Origin of the sequence: Spelaeicoccus albus (assembly GCF_013409065.1) — a bacterium.
In the GTDB taxonomy this organism is placed as follows: Bacteria; Actinomycetota; Actinomycetes; order Actinomycetales; family Brevibacteriaceae; genus Spelaeicoccus; species Spelaeicoccus albus.
In genome coordinates this window covers 2,510,829-2,527,797 of record NZ_JACBZP010000001.1, presented here as the reverse complement: position 1 = coordinate 2,527,797, position 16,969 = coordinate 2,510,829, and the positions used below count along the sequence as shown (strand labels likewise).

Genomic DNA, 16,969 nt, shown 5'->3' with positions numbered 1-16,969 from the left:
AGGTCTGAATAGAATGAACGAGCCAGATAGATCGGCGGCGTTGGCTGCCCTCCGGCAGACGTTGCCGGATCGCAGCCTCCTGACCGACCCGGACCTGATGGAGTCGTATCGGATCGACCGCGCCATGTTCTGCGAGTCGGGCATGCCGTTGGCCGTCGTCCGAGCACGGGAGACCGCCGAGGTTTCCGCCGCCATGAAAATCGCGCACGAATTCCGCATCCCGGTTGTGCCGCAAGGGGTGCGCAGCGGCTTGGCCGGCGCGGCGAACGCCATCGACGGCTGTATCGTGATCACCGTCGAGGCCATGGACGAGGTGCTGCACATTGACGAGGCAAATCGGTACGTCGTCACGCAGCCCGGCGTGCTGAACGCAAACCTGGCCCGAACCGTTGCCGAACACGATCTGTTCTACCCGCCGGATCCCAGCAGCAAAGAATTCTGTTCGATCGGCGGAAACCTTTCGACGAATTCCGGCGGGCTGTGTTGCGTGAAGTACGGCGTGACCACCGACTACGTGCTGGCCTTGGAGGTAGTGCTGGCGGACGGCCAAGTGCTGCGAACCGGCCGGACGACTGTCAAGGGCGTCGCCGGCTACGACTTGGCGCGGCTGTTCGTCGGCGCCGAGGGCACGCTCGGCATCATCACCGAAGCGACGCTGCGTCTTCGCGCCGCCGCCGAGAAGCCCCGCACGCTTGCCGCGACCTTCACGGACGCCAACCAGGCGGCGTCCGCCGTTTCCACGATCGTGAAGTCCGGGGTGGTTCCGAGCCTGCTCGAATTCATGGACCGCACGAGCGTGAAAGTCGTGAACGACGAATTCCAGTTGGGGTTCGACGAGACGGTCGACGCCGTCATTCTCGCCCAGTCGGACTCCGGAGGGGCGCCCGGCGACGCTGAGATCGAGGAGATCGCCCGGATCTTGCGCGACGCCGACGCCACGGACGTCATCATCGCCGATTCCGCTCAAGAGGCCGACGCGCTGCTTGCCGCGCGCCGCGAGGTGCTCACGGCGTTCGAGACTCTCGGCACGACGATGGTGGACGACGTGTGCGTGCCCCGCAATCGGCTGGCCGATCTGATCGACGGCATCGCGAAGATCGCCGTCGACAAGGACCTGACGATCGGCGTGGTCGGTCACGCCGGGGACGGCAATTTCCACCCGACCGTGGTGTTCGACAATTCGGACGACGACGAGTCCCGTCGCGCACATGAGGCGTTCGACGAGGTCATGATGCTCGGGCTGCAGCTCGGCGGCACGATTACGGGCGAACACGGCGTCGGCCTGCTCAAGCGCGGACCGCTCGAATCGGAGGTCGGGGAACTCAGCTTGTCCATCCAGCGGGCCATCAAACAGGCCATCGACCCGGACGGCATCCTGAATCCCGGCAAGGTGTTCGACAGGTGATCGACCGGGACGACGTACTGACGGCGAACGGACGCATCGCCGGACACGTGCGCACCACGCCCATGGCCGAGGTCGCCGACCCGGCGCTGCCCGGCGTCGGCTGGTTCAAATGCGAATACATGCAACGCGGCGGCAGTTTCAAACTGCGCGGCGCGTTCAATCGGATCCTGTCGGCCCGCGACGACGGCACCCTCGATCCCGAGGTGGGGATCGTCGCGGCGTCCGGCGGCAACGCGGGCCTGGCGAACGCTCTGGCGGCGGCGGAGTTGGGCGTTCCGGCGCACGTCTTCGTGCCCGAGACCGCGCCGCAGCCGAAGGTCGACAAGCTGCGGGCGTGCGGAGCTCGGCTGCACCAGGTCGGCACCGAATACGCGCACGCGTTCGAGGCGTCGCAGGAGCATACCGCGCGGACCGGCGCAATCTTTTGTCATGCCTACGACCAGCCCGAGATCGCGGCCGGGGCCGGGACGCTCGCCGTCGAGGCGCTTCGCCAAAGCGACGACGCCATTGACACATTTGTCGTGGCGGTGGGCGGTGGCGGACTCATGGCCGGCGTTGCCACGGCAGGAGGCGCGCGCGTCGTCGGTGTCGAGCCGACGCGCATCCCGACGCTTCGCTCCGCGCTCGAGGCCGGAAAGCCGGTGGACATCGAGGTCGGCGGCATCGCAGCGGATTCGTTGGGGGCCCGGCGAATCGGGGATATCGGGTTCGACGCGGCCACCAGCTCGGACGTGACAAGCGTGCTGGTGCCGGACGACGCGATCCGCGAGGCCCGCACGTGGCTGTGGAACACGTACCGTATCGCGCTGGAATACGGCGCTGCGTGCGCTGTCGCCGCCATCTACTCCGGCGCCTACACGCCGTCCGCCGGTGAACGGGTGGCAGTCGTCTTGTGCGGCGCCAACACCGACGTCAGCGATCTGGCGTGATGTCGGCGCCGGCCGGCCTCGGATCTTCCCCGACCGACGCCGGACGTCGGCGGCGCCCGGCCGACATCGCATACCCGAGCATGGGGATCTTGAGCCACCATCGTTCCCCCACCCGGTAATCGTCGGTCCGCCGCAGCTTTGCGCCGACTACCGGGCTTTGCAGAAAGAGATACCGTCGCCCCTTGCGCGCATGAGTCGGATCCGAGGCGATTTTGACGACGTCGGCGCCGCGCAGGTACTGCATCGAGTTACGGATGTTCTGCCAGGTCGTCGTTGCGTGTTCTTCCAACACGATGTGGTCCGGTGCAATCCCGAGTTCGTGCTGCGCGTAGCCGGCCATCACTGCGGCCTCCGATTTGCCGCCGGGCCGCCCGGCACCGGTGAAGACCAGTGTGCTCATCGCTGCCGGGTTCATCGAGCGGACGGCAATCTCGGTCCGCCATTTTTGCAAGGGATGCATCCGGCCGGACCGGAACGACGGAAATCCCAGGACCACTATGACTTCCGAGTGCGCCGCACCGGAATCCGGCAAACCATACCGCGGGGCCCGCACGGCGTCCCGCGACGCACGCCAGTGCACCACCTCGGCCGCGGCCACGAGCACGGCGCCGACCGTCAACGTCGCCTTGGCCCATCCTGAATTCCTCATGTCCGACTTATCGTAAGCCGTCCAGGGCTCCGGTCCGCCGTGCGGACTCCCCCGCTCAAGGCCCGTCCGGTCAGGTATCTTGATATAGAGACAAACGCACACGATGCCACCCATCTCAAGGGAGTCACCCAACTCATGGCAAAGATCATCTACACCCACACGGACGAAGCGCCAATGCTGGCGACCCATTCGTTCCTGCCCATCATCGAAGCGTATGCGCAGACCGCCGGAGTGGACTTCGAAACCCGCGACATTTCGCTGGCCGGCCGAATCATCGCCGCGTTCAACGATCGGCTCTCGCCCGAGCAGCGGCAGGGCGACGCACTTGCCGAACTCGGCGAGCTGACCGCTGATCCGGAAGCCAATATCATCAAGCTACCCAACATCAGCGCATCGATCCCCCAGCTCAAGGCGGCCATCGCCGAGCTGCAAGACCACGGTTACGATATCCCGGACTTCCCGGACGACCCGTCCTCCGATGAAGAAAAGGACGTGCGCGCACGCTACGAAAAGATCAAAGGCAGCGCCGTCAACCCCGTGCTCCGACAGGGGAACTCAGACCGCCGGGCGCCGGCGTCGGTCAAAAAATTCGCGCGCTCGCACCCGCATTCGATGGGCGCCTGGAGCCCGAACTCGAAGACGAACGTCGCGCATATGGAGTCCGATGACTTCCGGTCGAACGAGAAGTCGGTAGTCATCGACGCCGACGACACGTTGACGATCCAGCTCGTCGCGGAAAACGGCAGTACGAAAGTGCTCAAGGACTCGATCCCGGTGCTGGCCGGTGAGATAGTCGACGCCACGGTGCTGCGTGCCGACGCACTGGATGAATTCGTACGGGCGCAGATCTCTCGCGCCGAAGAAGAAGGCGTGCTGTTCTCGGTGCATTTGAAGGCCACCATGATGAAGGTCTCCGACCCGCTCATCTTCGGACACGTCGTCAAGGCGTTCCTGCCGACGCTTTTCGAGTCCTACGGCGACCAGCTGGCCGAAGCCGGACTGGACCCGGCCAACGGGCTCGCCTCCATCCTGAACGGTCTCGAACACCTTCCGGACGAGATCCGCGGCAATATCAGGGCAGCCATCGACGAAGATCTGAAGAGCGGCCCCGAGCTGGCCATGGTCGATTCGGCGGAAGGCATTACCAATCTGCACGTGCCAAGCGACGTGATCGTCGATGCGTCAATGCCGGCCATGATCCGGTCGTCGGGCAAGATGTGGGGCCCGGACGACGATCAACACGACACGCTCGCCGTCATCCCGGACAGCTGCTACGCCGATATTTACCAGGCCACGATCGACGATTGCCGTGCCAACGGCGCATTCGATCCCACGACGATGGGCTCGGTGCCGAATGTCGGGCTGATGGCCCAGGCCGCAGAGGAATACGGAAGCCACGACAAGACTTTCGAGATTCAGACGGCCGGAACGGTGCAGGTCGTCAACGGTGCCGGAGACGTCTTGCTCGAACATGCCGTCGCGCCGAAAGACATTTGGCGCGCCTGCCAAACGAAGGACGTGCCGGTCCGCAACTGGGTCGAGCTCGCCGTCGCGCGTGCTCGCGAATCCGGTGCGCCCGCCGTGTTCTGGCTGGATTCCACGCGCGCGCACGACGCCAACCTCATCAAGAAGGTCAAGCAGTACCTGTCCGAGCTCGACACGGAGGGTCTGCAAATCGAAATCATGGCGCCGGCCGAGGCGACAGCGTTCTCGCTGCAGCGCATCCGGAACGGCGACGACACCATTTCGGTGACCGGCAATGTGCTGCGCGACTACCTGACCGACCTGTTCCCGATTCTCGAACTCGGTACGAGCGCCAAGATGCTCTCGATTGTGCCGCTCATCGCCGGCGGCGGCCTGTTCGAGACGGGCGCCGGCGGCTCGGCTCCCAAACACGTGCAGCAGCTGCTGCGCGAAAACCACTTGCGGTGGGACAGCCTCGGTGAATTCCTGGCGCTGGCCAGCAGTTTCGAACACTTGGCCAAGGTGACGAAGAACGATCGTGCTCGAGTGCTTGCCGATGCGCTCGACCGGGCAACCGGAACGTTCTTGAACGACAACAAATCACCGAGCCGCAAGGTCGGCGAGATCGACAACCGCGGCAGTCATTTCTATCTGGCGCTCTACTGGGCCCAGGAGCTGGCCAAGCAGACAGAGGATGCCGAACTGGCATCGGCGTTCGCCGAGGTGGCGGACGACCTGGCCACCCACGAGGACACGATCACCGGCGAGCTGCTCGAAGTGCAGGGTTCGTCAGTCGAATTGGGCGGATACTACCGTCCGGACGATGCGAAGGCGTCGTCGGTCATGCGTCCGTCGGCAAAGCTCAACGAGGTGCTCCGCCAACTGAGCGACCGCTCGGTTTAAGCGTATGGCGTCGTCGGCGGCGCGCGAATCGCGCCGCCGACGCACTAGGCGAACAAGTTGGCCGTGGCTTCGAGCTTTGCTCGGTACTCGCGCCATTTGCCGGCGTCCAGGGGCGGTAGATTTTCATTGCCGTGGCGTAGGCCGATCTGCCCGTCAATGCTCTCGCGCACGATGTCGGCATGCCCCGCGTGGCGTGCGGTCTCGGCGATCACGTGCACCAGGATCTGTTGTAGCGTGACAGTCCGCCGCTCCGCCGGCCACCACGGCACGCTGCCCTCCGCCGTCAGGCCGAGCCGATCAATCGTCGCATCGGAATGGGTCCATACGCGGCGATAGAGGCCGATTACTGCTTCGGCGGGCTCGTCGGCGGTTGCCCACATGTCGGCGTTGTCTTCCGCCGATTCTTCCATCCACGGCAGTGGCTCGGGAAAAGGACTGCCGAACACATCGCCCAGATAGCCCGCTTCGGTGGATGCCACGTGTTTGACGAGCCCAAGCAGGTTCGTCCCCGTGGGCGTGACCGGCCGGCGCATATCACGCTCCCCCAACCCGTCGAGCTTCCATATCAGGGCTTCACGATGGGACTGGAGATACATTCGGAACACTTCTTTGGGGGTGTGCATGCTGGGAGCTTACGCGTCGGCACTCGCATCCGCATCGGAATTTCCGTCGTCGCGGCAGGCGATGAACACGAATTCGCGCCCCGGGCGATCGGGGGCGTCCCGCACGTCCGTCACCGTGTAGCCGGCTTGCCGCAAATGAGCAGTCACCTCATCCTTGCTGCGGAACCGCAACGTGGAATCGGAGACAATTTCAGCGCCGTCCTCGTCAAAGACGTTAGTGCTCCGGAAAGTTACGAACTCGCCGTCGACCTTCGTGACGTCGATCCAGGTCTCGACTATTCCAACTCCCGAAATCTCAGTGATTTCGTGCGTCGAGGCCCTGGTCCAGTCGAGCCATGCCCGTCGCTGCGGATCGCGTATCTCGAAGACAAGATGACCGCCGGGCCGCAATGCTTCGCGAATGCCGCGAAGGGCGGCAGCGAATCCGGAGTCGGTGAGAAAGACCTGCGCGACGTTCGCTGTCATAGTGGCCAGATCCACCTCCAGCGGCGGCAATGACGTGGCGTCACCGTGGATCCAGGTGATCCGGTCCGCCCCGGGTTTGCCCCGCGCGACCTCGAGGGATGCGGCCGCAGGATCGACCGCGACGACGTCGATGCCGCGTCCGGCCAACAGGCATGCGAACGTTCCGGTTCCGCACCCGACGTCGAGAACGCTGTGCGCTCCGAATTCACCGGCGATGGCCGCATATACGTCGAGGTCGCTCCGATCCGGGTCGAGCGGATCATAAATAGCCGCTAGGCGCGGGTTGTCGAACTCGGCGTCGGGCATGTGTCCGAGGGTAGACGAAGGGCACACCGATTCTCATCCGATTTATCGCTTGACAATATTAACTTAAGGTCTTAATTTACTCATATGGATCTGGCATATGAACTGCACGATTTGGTGCTCACGCTCGACAAGCAGGCAGAAACCCTGCTTCAGCCGTTGGGTATCTCCTATCGGCGATACGTCGCCCTCGTAATCGTCGACGAACACCCCGGCGTCACCGGGCGCGATCTGTCACGAGCGCTTCTCGTCACCGAAGCGGCGGCCAGCGGAATCGTCAAGCGGCTGCTTGCGGACGGGCTCATCGTCGACACGTCGGCCGCCGGCTCGGGGCATGTGCGCCGCCTCGAAGCGACCGACGACGGCCGCGCTCTTCGAGTGCGCAGCAGCAAGGCCCTCGGCACCACCCTCGACGACACGGTCCGCGAGCTTGGAATTGAACCAACCGCCTTCGCCCACACCATTCGATCAATCCACGACGCAGTACTCGCCCCTCCCGTCTCCGACAAGAAAGTCGCCAACTCATGATCACATTCATTTGCGTACTGGCAATCGCGTCAGCAGCCGCCCGCCTATTCCTCTTCGCCGCATTGCACGTCGTGCCAAGCGCATACAACCCGCTCACGCACGCGGTCAGCGACTACGCCGTCGGCCCAACCCGGCATCTGTCCACGGCCATGACCTGGACGACCGTCCTCACCTGGCTGTCACTTGCCGCAGCCGTTTCCGTCGTGTTGCCGTCATGGGAGTACCACGGCACGGCGACGGCCCTGCTTCTCACGCTGGCGATCATCTTCGCCGTATTGCCGTTCGTGCCGACCGACCTCGCAGGCGCAAAGCGCACTCCTCGCGGAATTCTGCATTACGTGCTGGCTATCGCTTGGTTTGCAATCGCCTACAGCCTCACCGGAGACACATCACGGTATATGGCGACGTCGTGGGGCGGCATTTCCGGATCGGCGGCAGTGGCTTTGCACTGGATCGCACTGATTTCCCTGATCGCCTTGATCGCCGCGCTCGTCGTCCCCACCCTGCGACGCTACTTTGGGCTGGCCGAGCGCGTATTCATCGCCGCAATCTCGGTGTTTTTCCTGATCGCGGCCATCGCCCTGCTTGCTCACGCTTGACCAGGGGACGGACCGCCGCGTCGACAAAGCCGCCGGGCATAGGCTCTACTCATGCAGCTTCACGCGAATCTTGAACCGATTGCCGGCCTGATCGGCACGTGGCAGGGAACCGGGCACGGTGAATATCCGACGATTTCGTCGTTCGACTACACCGAAGAACTCACGTTCGAGAACATCGGCAAGCCCTTCCTGGCGTATCGGCAACGCACCTGGTCACCGGAGGGCTCACCCTTGCACACCGAGACGGGTTTCCTCCGACTGCCGGCAACTGAGAGTATCGAGTTCATCCTTGCTCAGCCGACCGGCCAGACCGAACTTGCCGAAGGCGATCTGGAATTCACCGGCTCCGGGCTGACAATCACCCTAGTCTCGCGCGTCGACAATTCCGCGACGGCCAAGCACGTCGAGCAAACCCGCCGCACGTACGTCCTGGACGGCGACCGCCTCGCGGTCGAATTCGCCATGGCGGCAGTCGGCGTGCCGCTGACGCACCATCTCTCGTCGCGCCTCAACCGAACGAGTGCCGGCGGCCGGCGCCGTCCTGATTGATTCGGCCGCCGGGAACTCTCAGCCGCCCGGCTCAGCATGCGATGCTCAGGGAATACGGTGACCGGCCGCCCGGACCAGTTCGTACCACTCGGCATGCGTGAGCGGAATCTCCGAACCTTGCGCGGCCCCCGCGACTCGGGACGGCGTCGTCGTCCCGAGCACCACCTGCATCCGGGCCGGATGCCTGGTGATCCACGCGGTCGCGATCGCAATGGCAGGCACGTCGTATTTCGCAGCCAAGCGGTCGACCGCGGCGTTGAGCTCGGGATAGTCCGCCGAGCCGAGGAACACGCCGTTGAAGAATCGCGCCTGGAATGGCGACCATGCTTGGACTGTGATGTCGTTCAGGCGGCAGTAGTCGACGATTCCCCCGTCACGCATCACCGACTGCGGCTCGTCGCCCATATTTGCCGCGAGCCCCTGGGCGATCATCGGCGCGTGCGTAATCGACAGCTGAAGCTGGTTGGCGACGAGCGGCTGGCGCACGCTCTTCTTCAACAGTTCGAGCTGCATCGGCGTGTGGTTCGAGACGCCGAACGAGCGCACTTTTCCGGCGGCGTGCAATTCGTCGAATGCCCGCGCGACGTCGTCCGGCTCGACAAGCGCGTCCGGACGATGCAGCAAGAGGATGTCGATGTAGTCGGTTCCCAATGCATCGAGCGAGCCGTTGACCGATTCGATGATGTGCTCATACGAGAAATCAAAGTACGGTCCGTCCGGCACGATGCCGCATTTCGTTTGAATTGTGAACTTTTCGCGCTCGGCCGGGGTAAGCGCGAGGGCTTCGCTGAACCGGCGTTCACAGGCGTGCAACGATCCGCCGTAGACATCGGCATGGTCGACGAAGTCGATACCGGCCTCGCGTGCCGTCCGCACGAGCTCGCGCACCTCGTCGTCCGTTTTCTCAGCAATACGCATCAACCCGAGGACGACGTTCGGCACGGTGATCTCGGTACCCGGCAAGGTAAAGGTCTTCATTCATTCCATCCCAATGGTTGACGCGGCTGAGGTGTCAGGCAGTTTCGTCCCCCGACACCCTGTAGGAACTATTCCGTGTTTAGTCTCGTTCGTCGATTCCTTTTCGGCAAGCACGCTGCCGGCGGCATGACGCCCGCCGATTCCGAATGCCAGCGCCGCGGCCAGCGCACAGCCGATCACGGCGGAGCCGAAGGCCAAGACGATAATCGAATTGGCGATGCCCATGTATCAGGATTCCCGAGAACTGAGCCGGACATCGTCGACAGCCAAATCGTCGTCGCTCCACGCGGCCGCTGCCGCGTGGCCCAACAACAGTTTCGGATAGTAGGTCCAGGCCAGCCACGGAGCAGTATGCGACGAACCGATTGCCCGGTCAAGGGCGATTCCGCCAATTGTGAGAATAACGCCGAGAGTTCGACGGCGAGAACGATAGCGTTGAATGGCCGCCGCGGACCCGAGCATGTAGGAATAGTGCGCAAGCGCCCACCAGGGCCCCGGAATGCGCTTCGCAGCGTCCCGGTCCATCCACGCCACTACTGCCGGATGCACGTGCAGCGCAGCGAATATGAGGTGCTCGGTCACCCCCTGACCGGGCCGTTCGTACCACCGAGCGCATGCCCGGGTGTTATTGACATAGGCGCCACCGACGAGGTCTCCGGCCAGGCCGACCGCGATCAGCGCTCCCAGACGCGTTCCACCCCGACGCCGAACGATCGCCGGCGCCACGGCCGCACCAAACAACGCGGTCGCGGCCGTCAGCACGTCGTTGGTCGGTGTCGCCTCAGGGCCGACGAATTCACCCCACCAACGTCCCGCGCGAATTCGCCATGCGCTGCCGGTACGTGGACGACGATGCCGGGCGCAGGGACTCTCGCGGCTCATGCGCTCGACCGACAGCTCATTCGCTTTGCCGGAAATGCCGCCGGCACAGGGCTTGATAACTTTCGCTTCCGCCGACATATTGGGCGCAAGCGGCACGGGCGTCGCCGGCATTGTCAGCTTGCGGCCGGCGCTGGTGGAATACGGCATCCGCGCCGCACACCGCACAGACCGCGGTGAGCTTGACGACGTCTTCGGCCAAGGCTATCAGTGACGGGAGTGGTTCGAACGGGCGACCGTCGAAGGTGACGCACAGCCCGGCCACCACCACCGTCGTGCCGGACATCACAAACTCGTCAACTGCGGCAACGAGGTCCGAGCCAAAGAATTGCGCCTCATCGACGGCAAGCAAATCCACGTCCCGGCCCGCAACAAGACCGCGAATCGACTCGACGTCGGGCAACGAGTGGGACGGAATGCTGAGTCCGGCATGCGACGTGACTTCGTACGTGCCGTGCCGTTCGTCGAGCGCGTGATTGACGACTTCCACGGCAAGGCCGGCCAGTTGCGCGCGGCGAACCCGCCGCAGCAGCTCCTCGGACTTCCCGGCAAACATTGGTCCGGCTATGACTTGCAAGCGCGCATCACGATGCATGGTCGAACACTACTACGTCGCGCTTCCCTAACCCTCAATGCTCGCGGATGCTGCGACGAGCGCGGACCAACGTTTGATGGCGAGAGATCACCAGCGCATACTGTTGCTGCTGTCCCAATTGCCACAGGGTTGAATCGACCCGCGTCGAACTCCCAAGCGCAGGAGCACGAGGGGCGACTTGATCCCGGAATCGAAGTGCGAAACGGAGCGTGTTGTCGCATCCGAATTCGTCGAGCATGCGGTCCACAAAGCAAACGAGACACTCGCCGGCCGCCGACCATCACTGGGCAAAGACTTTCGCATGCTCGGCAGCAAACGGCCGAAAGTCGCGGGCCGGGCGCCCCAAGAGCTTCGGCACGGCCTTCGAGACTTCCGCGGCCTCGCCGCGGGCATAGTGAGCGTAATCCTCGAGCAACCCGTCGACTTGCCACGGCGGAAGGACACCCTTGAGCATCTCGGCGAATCTCTCCGGCAGCACGTCGTCGAACCGGATGTCGCGGCCGGTTGCGACACCGAGCTCGTGGGCCAGCTGGGCGTGCGTGAGCGCTTCCGGCCCCGTGAGCGTTTGCACGCCGAACGGCTCCGCCGACGTCAACGCCAGGGCTGCGATCTCGCCGATGTCTCGAACGTCGATGACGCTCACTCGTGCATCGCCGATGGGCGCCCCCAACACGCCGTATTGCCGAATAGGGCCCGCCAATGCGAGGAGACCTTGCATGAACAGGTTCGGGCGAAGCGCTGTCAGCCCGATCCCGCTCTCCTGCGCGAATTGCTCGACCACTGCGTGATAGCGCAGGAATCGCACGGGTGAGTCACGGCGTGCGCCGAGTTGCGAGAGCAGCACGATGTGCCCGACACCCGCCTTTGCAGCGAGCTCGATAAAGCGCATTTGCTGTAATTCTGCGGTTTCGGTCGACGGCGTGACCAGATACGCGGCACGCACGCCGCCGAACACGTCGCGAATACGCTCGGGGTCGTCGAGGTCGCCCGCAACAGGGACGGCGAACCGGCCGTCGACTCGGGACGGGTCGCGCGACAAGGCGCGGTAGTGGACGCCGCGCTGCGCCAAGGCGGTGCCTGTTGCCCGGCCGGTGGCGCCCGTCGCGCCAACGACAAGGATCTCGGGTGCTGAACTCATAGCTGCCTCTCTGTCAGTTGCGGATGCCGAATGCCACGGATTGAGAGCGCCCGGTCCGAGATGAGCGCGGAGTACGCGCCACCCATGGCGTCGCGGATCGCTTCGGGTGAGTCCGCTCGGCAGTGGAAAGTATCGATCTGACTATATGAGTGACTGTACCATCACTCACTCAACGCGTCAACAAACCCGGGCGGAATTCACGCTTGAAACCAAGCGCGCTTGCCGGAGTACAACGATCGTTGTACCGTTGCGTCCATGACCACGACGAGAGCACGCATCCTCGCGGGCTGTGAGCACGTCTTCGATCGGCACGGCTTTGCAGCCTCGGGGATGGACAGACTGACCGAATCCGCAGGTGTCTCGACCCGCACGTTGTACAAACATCTCGGCAGCAAGACCGAGCTCATCGTCGCGGTGTTGGACGGTCGACGTGCGCGATTCTTCGAACAGTTCGACGTCGACACCGTTGCCGCACTTTTCGACAATCTGGAGTCTTGGATTGACGCGGACGGCGCGAGGGGCTGCCTGTTCCTGCGCGCACAGGGCGAAAACGGCACGTCGATCGCGGAGGTGTCCTCTGCCGTGACCGCATATCGGGAACAGCTCCGCCGCCTCGTCCGCCGAATTGTGAAGGTCCAGACCGGACACGAGGACGACACCCTCACGGAGCAACTTCTCGTGCTGTTCGAGGGCGCCACCTCAGCCGCATCGTACCGCGGGAGCACAGCGATTCGCGCCGCCAAGACAGCAGCCGAAACTCTCGTCGACAAGTCCCGAGAGACCACACGATCGTCCAACGACGCTCTACAAGCATCGGAGTAACCACACGTGCACATGCTCACCGTTTTCTCGCACCCGTTCACCGACAAGTACCCGGCCGCAGTGATGGACGCCTTTCATTCCCCCTTTCGCCGAGCCGGGCACTCGATTGACGTACTGGATCTGCATGGCGAGGGTTTCGATCCGCGCTTCACCAAAGCGGATCACGAGTATTTCTGGGGCGGTCCGGTCCCGTCCGAAATCGCCGAAATGCACCGGCGAGTCGAAGCTGCCGACCGTCTCGCCTTTATCTTCCCCGTTTATTGGTGGAGTATGCCGGCCATGATGAAAGGATGGATCGAGCGAGTATTCACTGGCGACTGGGCCTACCAGTACGGAAACGGCGTCGACGACCGGGGGAAGCGGCCGCTGAGGGCGTTACTGTCCAGCGTCCCCACGACACTCATCGGCATCGGCGGCTCCAAAAAGCGCACCTATGACAAGTACGGGTACCACAAGGCAATGCGCACCCAGCTTGATGTCGGAATCTTCGCCTATTGCGGGATCAACGACGTGGATAGTCACCTCATCTACGACATCGAAGGTGATCACAACTCCGATAACCGGATGGCGGGACTCTCCCAAGCCGGCGACATTGGCGCACGATTCCTCTCCCCCGCCCGGACGATTCATCATGCGAAGGAGGAACACCTTCGGAAGAATTCGATGTGCGACACACTGATTCCGTGAACGATCTGCAGATACGCCCGGGGCCCGGCGCGCCGCGCGGCCTCACGGTGCCGGCACGTGAGCTGATCGAGCACTTCTCCCGCGCGTCGGGCCCGGGCGGCCAAGGCGTCAATACCACCGACTCACGGGTACAGCTCAGTTTCGATCTGGGCACGACGACCGCGCTGGACGACGTCCAGCGTCACCGCGCGCTCGAACGGCTCGCCAGCCGAATCTCGGGCACGGTTTTGATCATCGACGCCGCCGAGTATCGTTCCCAACGACGCAACCGGAGCGCGGCGAGAGAGCGCCTTGCCGCGCTCATCAGGGACGCCGTCGCTCCCGCGCAAACTCGACGGTCGACTCGTCCCACTCATGGCTCCCGGCGTCGGCGTCTCGAGGGAAAACGCAGACGTGCCGAGATCAAACGCAACCGCAAGCGCCCCGGACCCGAATGATGAACCACCGGCTCATTCGCACTCGGTCACCGCATCAACCGTGCCTGGCATCGAGCCTGACCTCGAGCGCGACCGGACGGTACCAAATTCGGGGATGGAATTCTTGCGCAATCTGGCGGTGGGTCACGCCGGCCCGAGTCCGTCGATCAACAGCTCGACGGCGGCGCGCGATTCACCAGACCAATTGGGCCTATCAATACTGGAACCAATGCCGTGGAGGACGATCATGACGGCACCGGGTAGAGCATCGTCGCGGATCGCACCAGCTGCGGCAGCTCGAGTCATCAGCTCGGAGATTGTCCGCTCCAGCTCGCCACCCCCGTCTGCTTGGACATCGGGAGCCACGAGGGCCGCCAGCGCTCGCGCCAACGCCGTGTGCGCCACGACGTAACCCACAAAGCCCCGCAGGAATGCCGTGAGAGCCTTTCCAGCTGGCCCCGTCGACGCACGAGCGCGTTCGCAGAGCCCGGTTACCTCATCCCGATAGACGGCTGCCGCAAGCGCCTCTCGCGTGGGGAAGTGCCGATAGAGAGTACCGACACCGACACCCGCACGGTCCGCGAAGTCGTCGAATCTCAGCTGCTCGTCTTGATCGAATGCGGCCCGCGCGGCAGCCACAATCGCTTCTCGGTTGCGCCGTGCGTCCGCCCGCATCATTCCACTCGGTGTCATCCTTCCTCCCATTGACAATTGGAAATGGCCCCCATACCGTATCAAACGGAGATTATCTCCACTTAATACGAGAGGTAACTCATGCGCGTCCTGATGTTCGGCCGAGGTGTCATCGCAACGATCTACGGTCTGGCATTGGAGGCGGCCGGTCACGACGTCGAATTCTATGTTCGCCCTGGGCGCGCCACGGAGTACGGAAGCACGGTCGAGGCGGATATCACCGACGCGCGCATTGCACTTCTCGGTCGACAAATCCGCCGAACGGCGTCGATCAGGCTCCGCGAGTCCGTCGAGCCGGCCGACGGCTTCGACCTGGTCATACTCAGTGTCGGGCATCACCGGCTGGCAGCCGCGGCATCATACTTGACTCCCCGGATCGGGACAGCCACAGTGCTTGTGTTCGGCAACGTATTGGACGACCCCCTCGACGCTTCGGCTCCGCTTCCAGCCACCCAGGTCGTCTTCGGGTTCCCGCAAGCCGGCGGCGGATTCAGCAGCGACGGCGTACTGCACGGTGCGCTATTCCGCAACGTGATCATCGACGCTCATCGCGAGCGGTCAACTTCACGAAATTCCGCCGTACGCACCGTCTTCGAACAGGCGGGCTTCACTGTTCGAGACCAACGGGACATGCGCGGCTGGCTGTGGCTGCACTTCCTCGCCGACGCCGGAATGCACGCACAGGGCGCACACCGCGGAGGGCTCGCAGGCCTGATCGGAAATCGCCGAGGCTTCCGTGAAGCGCTACTGACGACGCGAGAACTGCTACCCCTGCTCAGCGCTCACGGCGTCGACGTGAATCGACACCGACGAAGCGTACTTCCCTACCAGTTCCCGATCCCGACCTCCGCCACTATGGCCTGGGCGACCGCCCATCTCCCCATTGCCCGGATAAGCCTGGCAGCACACACCGATCCGGATGCCGCTGAACCGTCCGCCGTCCTCCGCGACGCAGCCCGCAAAGTCCGACAGCTCGGCATCCAAGCCCCTCGCCTCGAAGCATCGCTGCGAAAAATGGGCTGATCGCGGAAACAGCCAGTCGTCCCCAGACGGTCGACGAGTCAGCGAACTCCGAGAGAGTCGAAGAAGTTCGTCCGCGCCTTCTACCGCAGACGAACGGGCGGTCGCCGATGGGCCACCTGCGACCAGTCGAGAATCGCGATGATGACCTGAGTCGACTGGATGTATCTGACACTCAAACTGTCACTCATCCCTGCATCAATCCCGAGTGCCGTCCGATAGCATCTGGACACATGATCACATCGATAGCGTCGGCCATCCTCTACGTCGGCGATCAGGACTTGGCCCTGCAGTTCTACCGGGACATTCTTGGCTTTGACGTTGTCATGGATGCCGATATGGGTGAAAATTTCCGTTGGCTGGAGGTCAAGCCTTCCGGTGGCCAATCATCCATCGTGCTGGCCGCGGCCGAGGCGTTCGGAAAGCAGCCCGGCGAGGGCGCATATCTGACGTTCGCTACCGACGACGTCGAGGCAACTGTCGAAGAACTGCGTGCTCGCGGCGCGACAACCTCTGAAGTGACGCGCGAGCCTTGGGGCACGTACGCAACCGTCAACGCTCCCGATGGCCATCAACTCCAGTTCAACGAACGCCCCCAGAACTAACTGCCTGGCTCGCCGGCTTCGACGTCGCCGGACTTCAGGCTGCCCACGGGCGCGCAGTTCGCCACAACGATTACACTCGCAAACATGAACAGGCGCCGTGTCGTCCGACTCGTCCCGGTCGACGAGCAGATGCTCGAGCGGCTCACGGCCGTCGCAATATCCGACGCGAACTCCGAGGAGGTCACTCCCCCACTGACGCCGGACGACAGATGGTCGCCCCGTCGCATCGAATGGTTCAAGGAGTACCACCGTTCTCGGCGTGCCGGCCTGGACGGAGGCGCGGGCGAAGCGACGTGGGCGATACTTTGCGAAGGCGAGCCGGTCGGTGCGGTGCGACTGCAGCTGACCGAAACTGAGGACGAACTCGAGGCTGGGATCTGGCTCGCACGAACCGCTCGCGGCACGGGAGTGGCCAAAGATGCGTTACGGGGCGTCCTCGACGAGGCCCGCTCACGGGGCGCACACACGGTCCGCGCAAACACCACGACTTCGAACACCAAGTCCCAATGGATGTTGCGATCTGCGGGTTTCGCGCTCGCGGTTCCCACGGCAGATGGTCACGTTCGCGCCGTACTCCGGATCGCGAGATTCGCCGACGACGTCTGGGGCTAACCCACCGTCACACCTTGAAGCGGAACTCGGCCACGTTCGGTACATGGCAACAACTTGAGATGGACGAGTGAGCGTCACTTCGCGCCGCAGCAGGACATACAAAAGTC

At 63.7% G+C, this 16,969-nt stretch carries 21 protein-coding genes; 12 read left to right on the top strand and 9 right to left on the bottom strand.

The genetic code is table 11. The features are described from left to right. Positions 1-13: 13 nt before the first annotated feature. On the top strand, positions 14-1,405 hold the full coding sequence (locus tag BJY26_RS11755) for an FAD-binding oxidoreductase (RefSeq protein ID WP_179428449.1): 1,392 nt from the start codon (positions 14-16) through the stop codon (positions 1,403-1,405). Next, positions 1,402-2,334 carry a threonine/serine dehydratase gene (locus BJY26_RS11750; protein WP_179428448.1) on the top strand — a complete coding sequence of 311 codons (933 nt, stop codon included), beginning with the start codon at positions 1,402-1,404 and terminating at the stop codon, positions 2,332-2,334. Before BJY26_RS11755 ends, BJY26_RS11750 begins: the two co-directional genes overlap by 4 nt. Here BJY26_RS11750 and BJY26_RS11745 read toward each other — a convergent pair. Beyond that, positions 2,318-2,983, bottom strand: a complete 666-nt coding sequence (locus tag BJY26_RS11745; RefSeq protein WP_179428447.1) for a YdcF family protein — start codon at positions 2,981-2,983, stop codon at positions 2,318-2,320. The genes BJY26_RS11750 and BJY26_RS11745 overlap by 17 nt on opposite strands. A gap of 135 nt (positions 2,984-3,118) precedes the next feature. Between BJY26_RS11745 and BJY26_RS11740 the strand changes: the two genes are divergently transcribed. Continuing rightward, entirely contained in the window at positions 3,119-5,350 is a 2,232-nt protein-coding gene (locus tag BJY26_RS11740; protein WP_179428446.1) for an NADP-dependent isocitrate dehydrogenase, read from the top strand. A gap of 44 nt (positions 5,351-5,394) precedes the next feature. On the opposite strand, the gene BJY26_RS11735 is transcribed toward BJY26_RS11740, so the two are convergent. Together BJY26_RS11735 and BJY26_RS11730 are read right to left on the bottom strand one after the other, a co-directional pair. After that, the gene (locus BJY26_RS11735) at positions 5,395-5,973 is read right to left on the bottom strand and encodes a DinB family protein (RefSeq protein WP_179428445.1); all 579 of its coding nucleotides are present in this window, start codon (positions 5,971-5,973) and stop codon (positions 5,395-5,397) included. A 9-nt stretch (positions 5,974-5,982) separates the two neighbouring features. Beyond that, positions 5,983-6,744 carry a class I SAM-dependent methyltransferase gene (locus BJY26_RS11730; protein ID WP_179428444.1) on the bottom strand — a complete coding sequence of 254 codons (762 nt, stop codon included), beginning with the start codon at positions 6,742-6,744 and terminating at the stop codon, positions 5,983-5,985. Positions 6,745-6,828: 84 nt separating this feature from the next. Here BJY26_RS11730 and BJY26_RS11725 point away from each other — a divergent pair, with 84 nt between their 5' ends. Genes BJY26_RS11725 through BJY26_RS11715 form a run of 3 tightly spaced genes read left to right on the top strand, consistent with a single transcriptional unit; the run spans position 6,829 to position 8,417 of the window. Further along, positions 6,829-7,269, top strand: coding sequence for a MarR family winged helix-turn-helix transcriptional regulator (locus BJY26_RS11725; protein WP_179428443.1), 441 nt, complete (start codon positions 6,829-6,831; stop codon positions 7,267-7,269). Continuing rightward, positions 7,266-7,868: a DUF998 domain-containing protein gene (locus tag BJY26_RS11720; protein ID WP_179428442.1), complete on the top strand. Its 603-nt coding sequence runs from the start codon at positions 7,266-7,268 to the stop codon at positions 7,866-7,868. Before BJY26_RS11725 ends, BJY26_RS11720 begins: the two co-directional genes overlap by 4 nt. A 51-nt stretch (positions 7,869-7,919) precedes the next feature. Further along, positions 7,920-8,417: a heme-binding beta-barrel domain-containing protein gene (locus tag BJY26_RS11715; RefSeq protein ID WP_179428441.1), complete on the top strand. Its 498-nt coding sequence runs from the start codon at positions 7,920-7,922 to the stop codon at positions 8,415-8,417. Positions 8,418-8,462: 45 nt separating this feature from the next. On the opposite strand, the gene BJY26_RS11710 is transcribed toward BJY26_RS11715, so the two are convergent. The 5 genes from BJY26_RS11710 to BJY26_RS11690 form a co-directional block, all read right to left on the bottom strand. Further along, positions 8,463-9,395, bottom strand: a complete 933-nt coding sequence (locus BJY26_RS11710; protein WP_179428440.1) for an aldo/keto reductase — start codon at positions 9,393-9,395, stop codon at positions 8,463-8,465. Positions 9,396-9,623: 228 nt separating this feature from the next. Continuing rightward, positions 9,624-10,277, bottom strand: coding sequence for a hypothetical protein (locus BJY26_RS11705; protein WP_179428439.1), 654 nt, complete (start codon positions 10,275-10,277; stop codon positions 9,624-9,626). Positions 10,278-10,293: 16 nt separating this feature from the next. Next, positions 10,294-10,869 (bottom strand): thymidine kinase, encoded by a 576-nt coding sequence (locus BJY26_RS11700; RefSeq protein ID WP_179428438.1) that lies wholly within the window; start codon positions 10,867-10,869, stop codon positions 10,294-10,296. Between the two features lie 34 nt (positions 10,870-10,903). After that, positions 10,904-11,116, bottom strand: coding sequence for a DUF2695 domain-containing protein (locus BJY26_RS19705; RefSeq protein ID WP_372465367.1), 213 nt, complete (start codon positions 11,114-11,116; stop codon positions 10,904-10,906). 33 nt (positions 11,117-11,149) lie between these two features. After that, entirely contained in the window at positions 11,150-12,007 is an 858-nt protein-coding gene (locus tag BJY26_RS11690; RefSeq protein WP_179428436.1) for an NmrA family NAD(P)-binding protein, read from the bottom strand. A gap of 255 nt (positions 12,008-12,262) precedes the next feature. Between BJY26_RS11690 and BJY26_RS11685 the strand changes: the two genes are divergently transcribed. Genes BJY26_RS11685 through arfB form a run of 3 tightly spaced genes read left to right on the top strand, consistent with a single transcriptional unit; the run spans position 12,263 to position 13,953 of the window. Further along, positions 12,263-12,829, top strand: a complete 567-nt coding sequence (locus BJY26_RS11685) for a TetR/AcrR family transcriptional regulator (RefSeq protein ID WP_179428435.1) — start codon at positions 12,263-12,265, stop codon at positions 12,827-12,829. A 12-nt stretch (positions 12,830-12,841) separates the two neighbouring features. Beyond that, entirely contained in the window at positions 12,842-13,516 is a 675-nt protein-coding gene (locus BJY26_RS11680; RefSeq protein ID WP_218852373.1) for an NAD(P)H-dependent oxidoreductase, read from the top strand. Then, entirely contained in the window at positions 13,513-13,953 is a 441-nt protein-coding gene (gene arfB, locus BJY26_RS11675; protein ID WP_179428433.1) for an alternative ribosome rescue aminoacyl-tRNA hydrolase ArfB, read from the top strand. The genes BJY26_RS11680 and arfB overlap by 4 nt, the downstream gene beginning before the upstream one ends. A 123-nt stretch (positions 13,954-14,076) precedes the next feature. Here arfB and BJY26_RS11670 read toward each other — a convergent pair whose 3' ends face one another. Then, a complete protein-coding gene (locus BJY26_RS11670) occupies positions 14,077-14,625 on the bottom strand; it encodes a TetR/AcrR family transcriptional regulator (protein WP_179428432.1) in 549 nt (182 codons plus the stop codon). 81 nt (positions 14,626-14,706) lie between these two features. Here BJY26_RS11670 and BJY26_RS11665 point away from each other — a divergent pair, with 81 nt between their 5' ends. The 3 genes from BJY26_RS11665 (at position 14,707) to BJY26_RS11655 (ending at position 16,862) form a co-directional block, all read left to right on the top strand. After that, positions 14,707-15,648, top strand: a complete 942-nt coding sequence (locus BJY26_RS11665) for a ketopantoate reductase family protein (RefSeq protein WP_179428431.1) — start codon at positions 14,707-14,709, stop codon at positions 15,646-15,648. Between the two features lie 230 nt (positions 15,649-15,878). Continuing rightward, a complete protein-coding gene (locus BJY26_RS11660) occupies positions 15,879-16,250 on the top strand; it encodes a VOC family protein (protein WP_179428430.1) in 372 nt (123 codons plus the stop codon). Positions 16,251-16,334: 84 nt separating this feature from the next. Further along, complete coding sequence (locus BJY26_RS11655) at positions 16,335-16,862, top strand: GNAT family N-acetyltransferase (protein ID WP_179428429.1); 528 nt, start codon at positions 16,335-16,337, stop codon at positions 16,860-16,862. Positions 16,863-16,969: the final 107 nt, after the last annotated feature.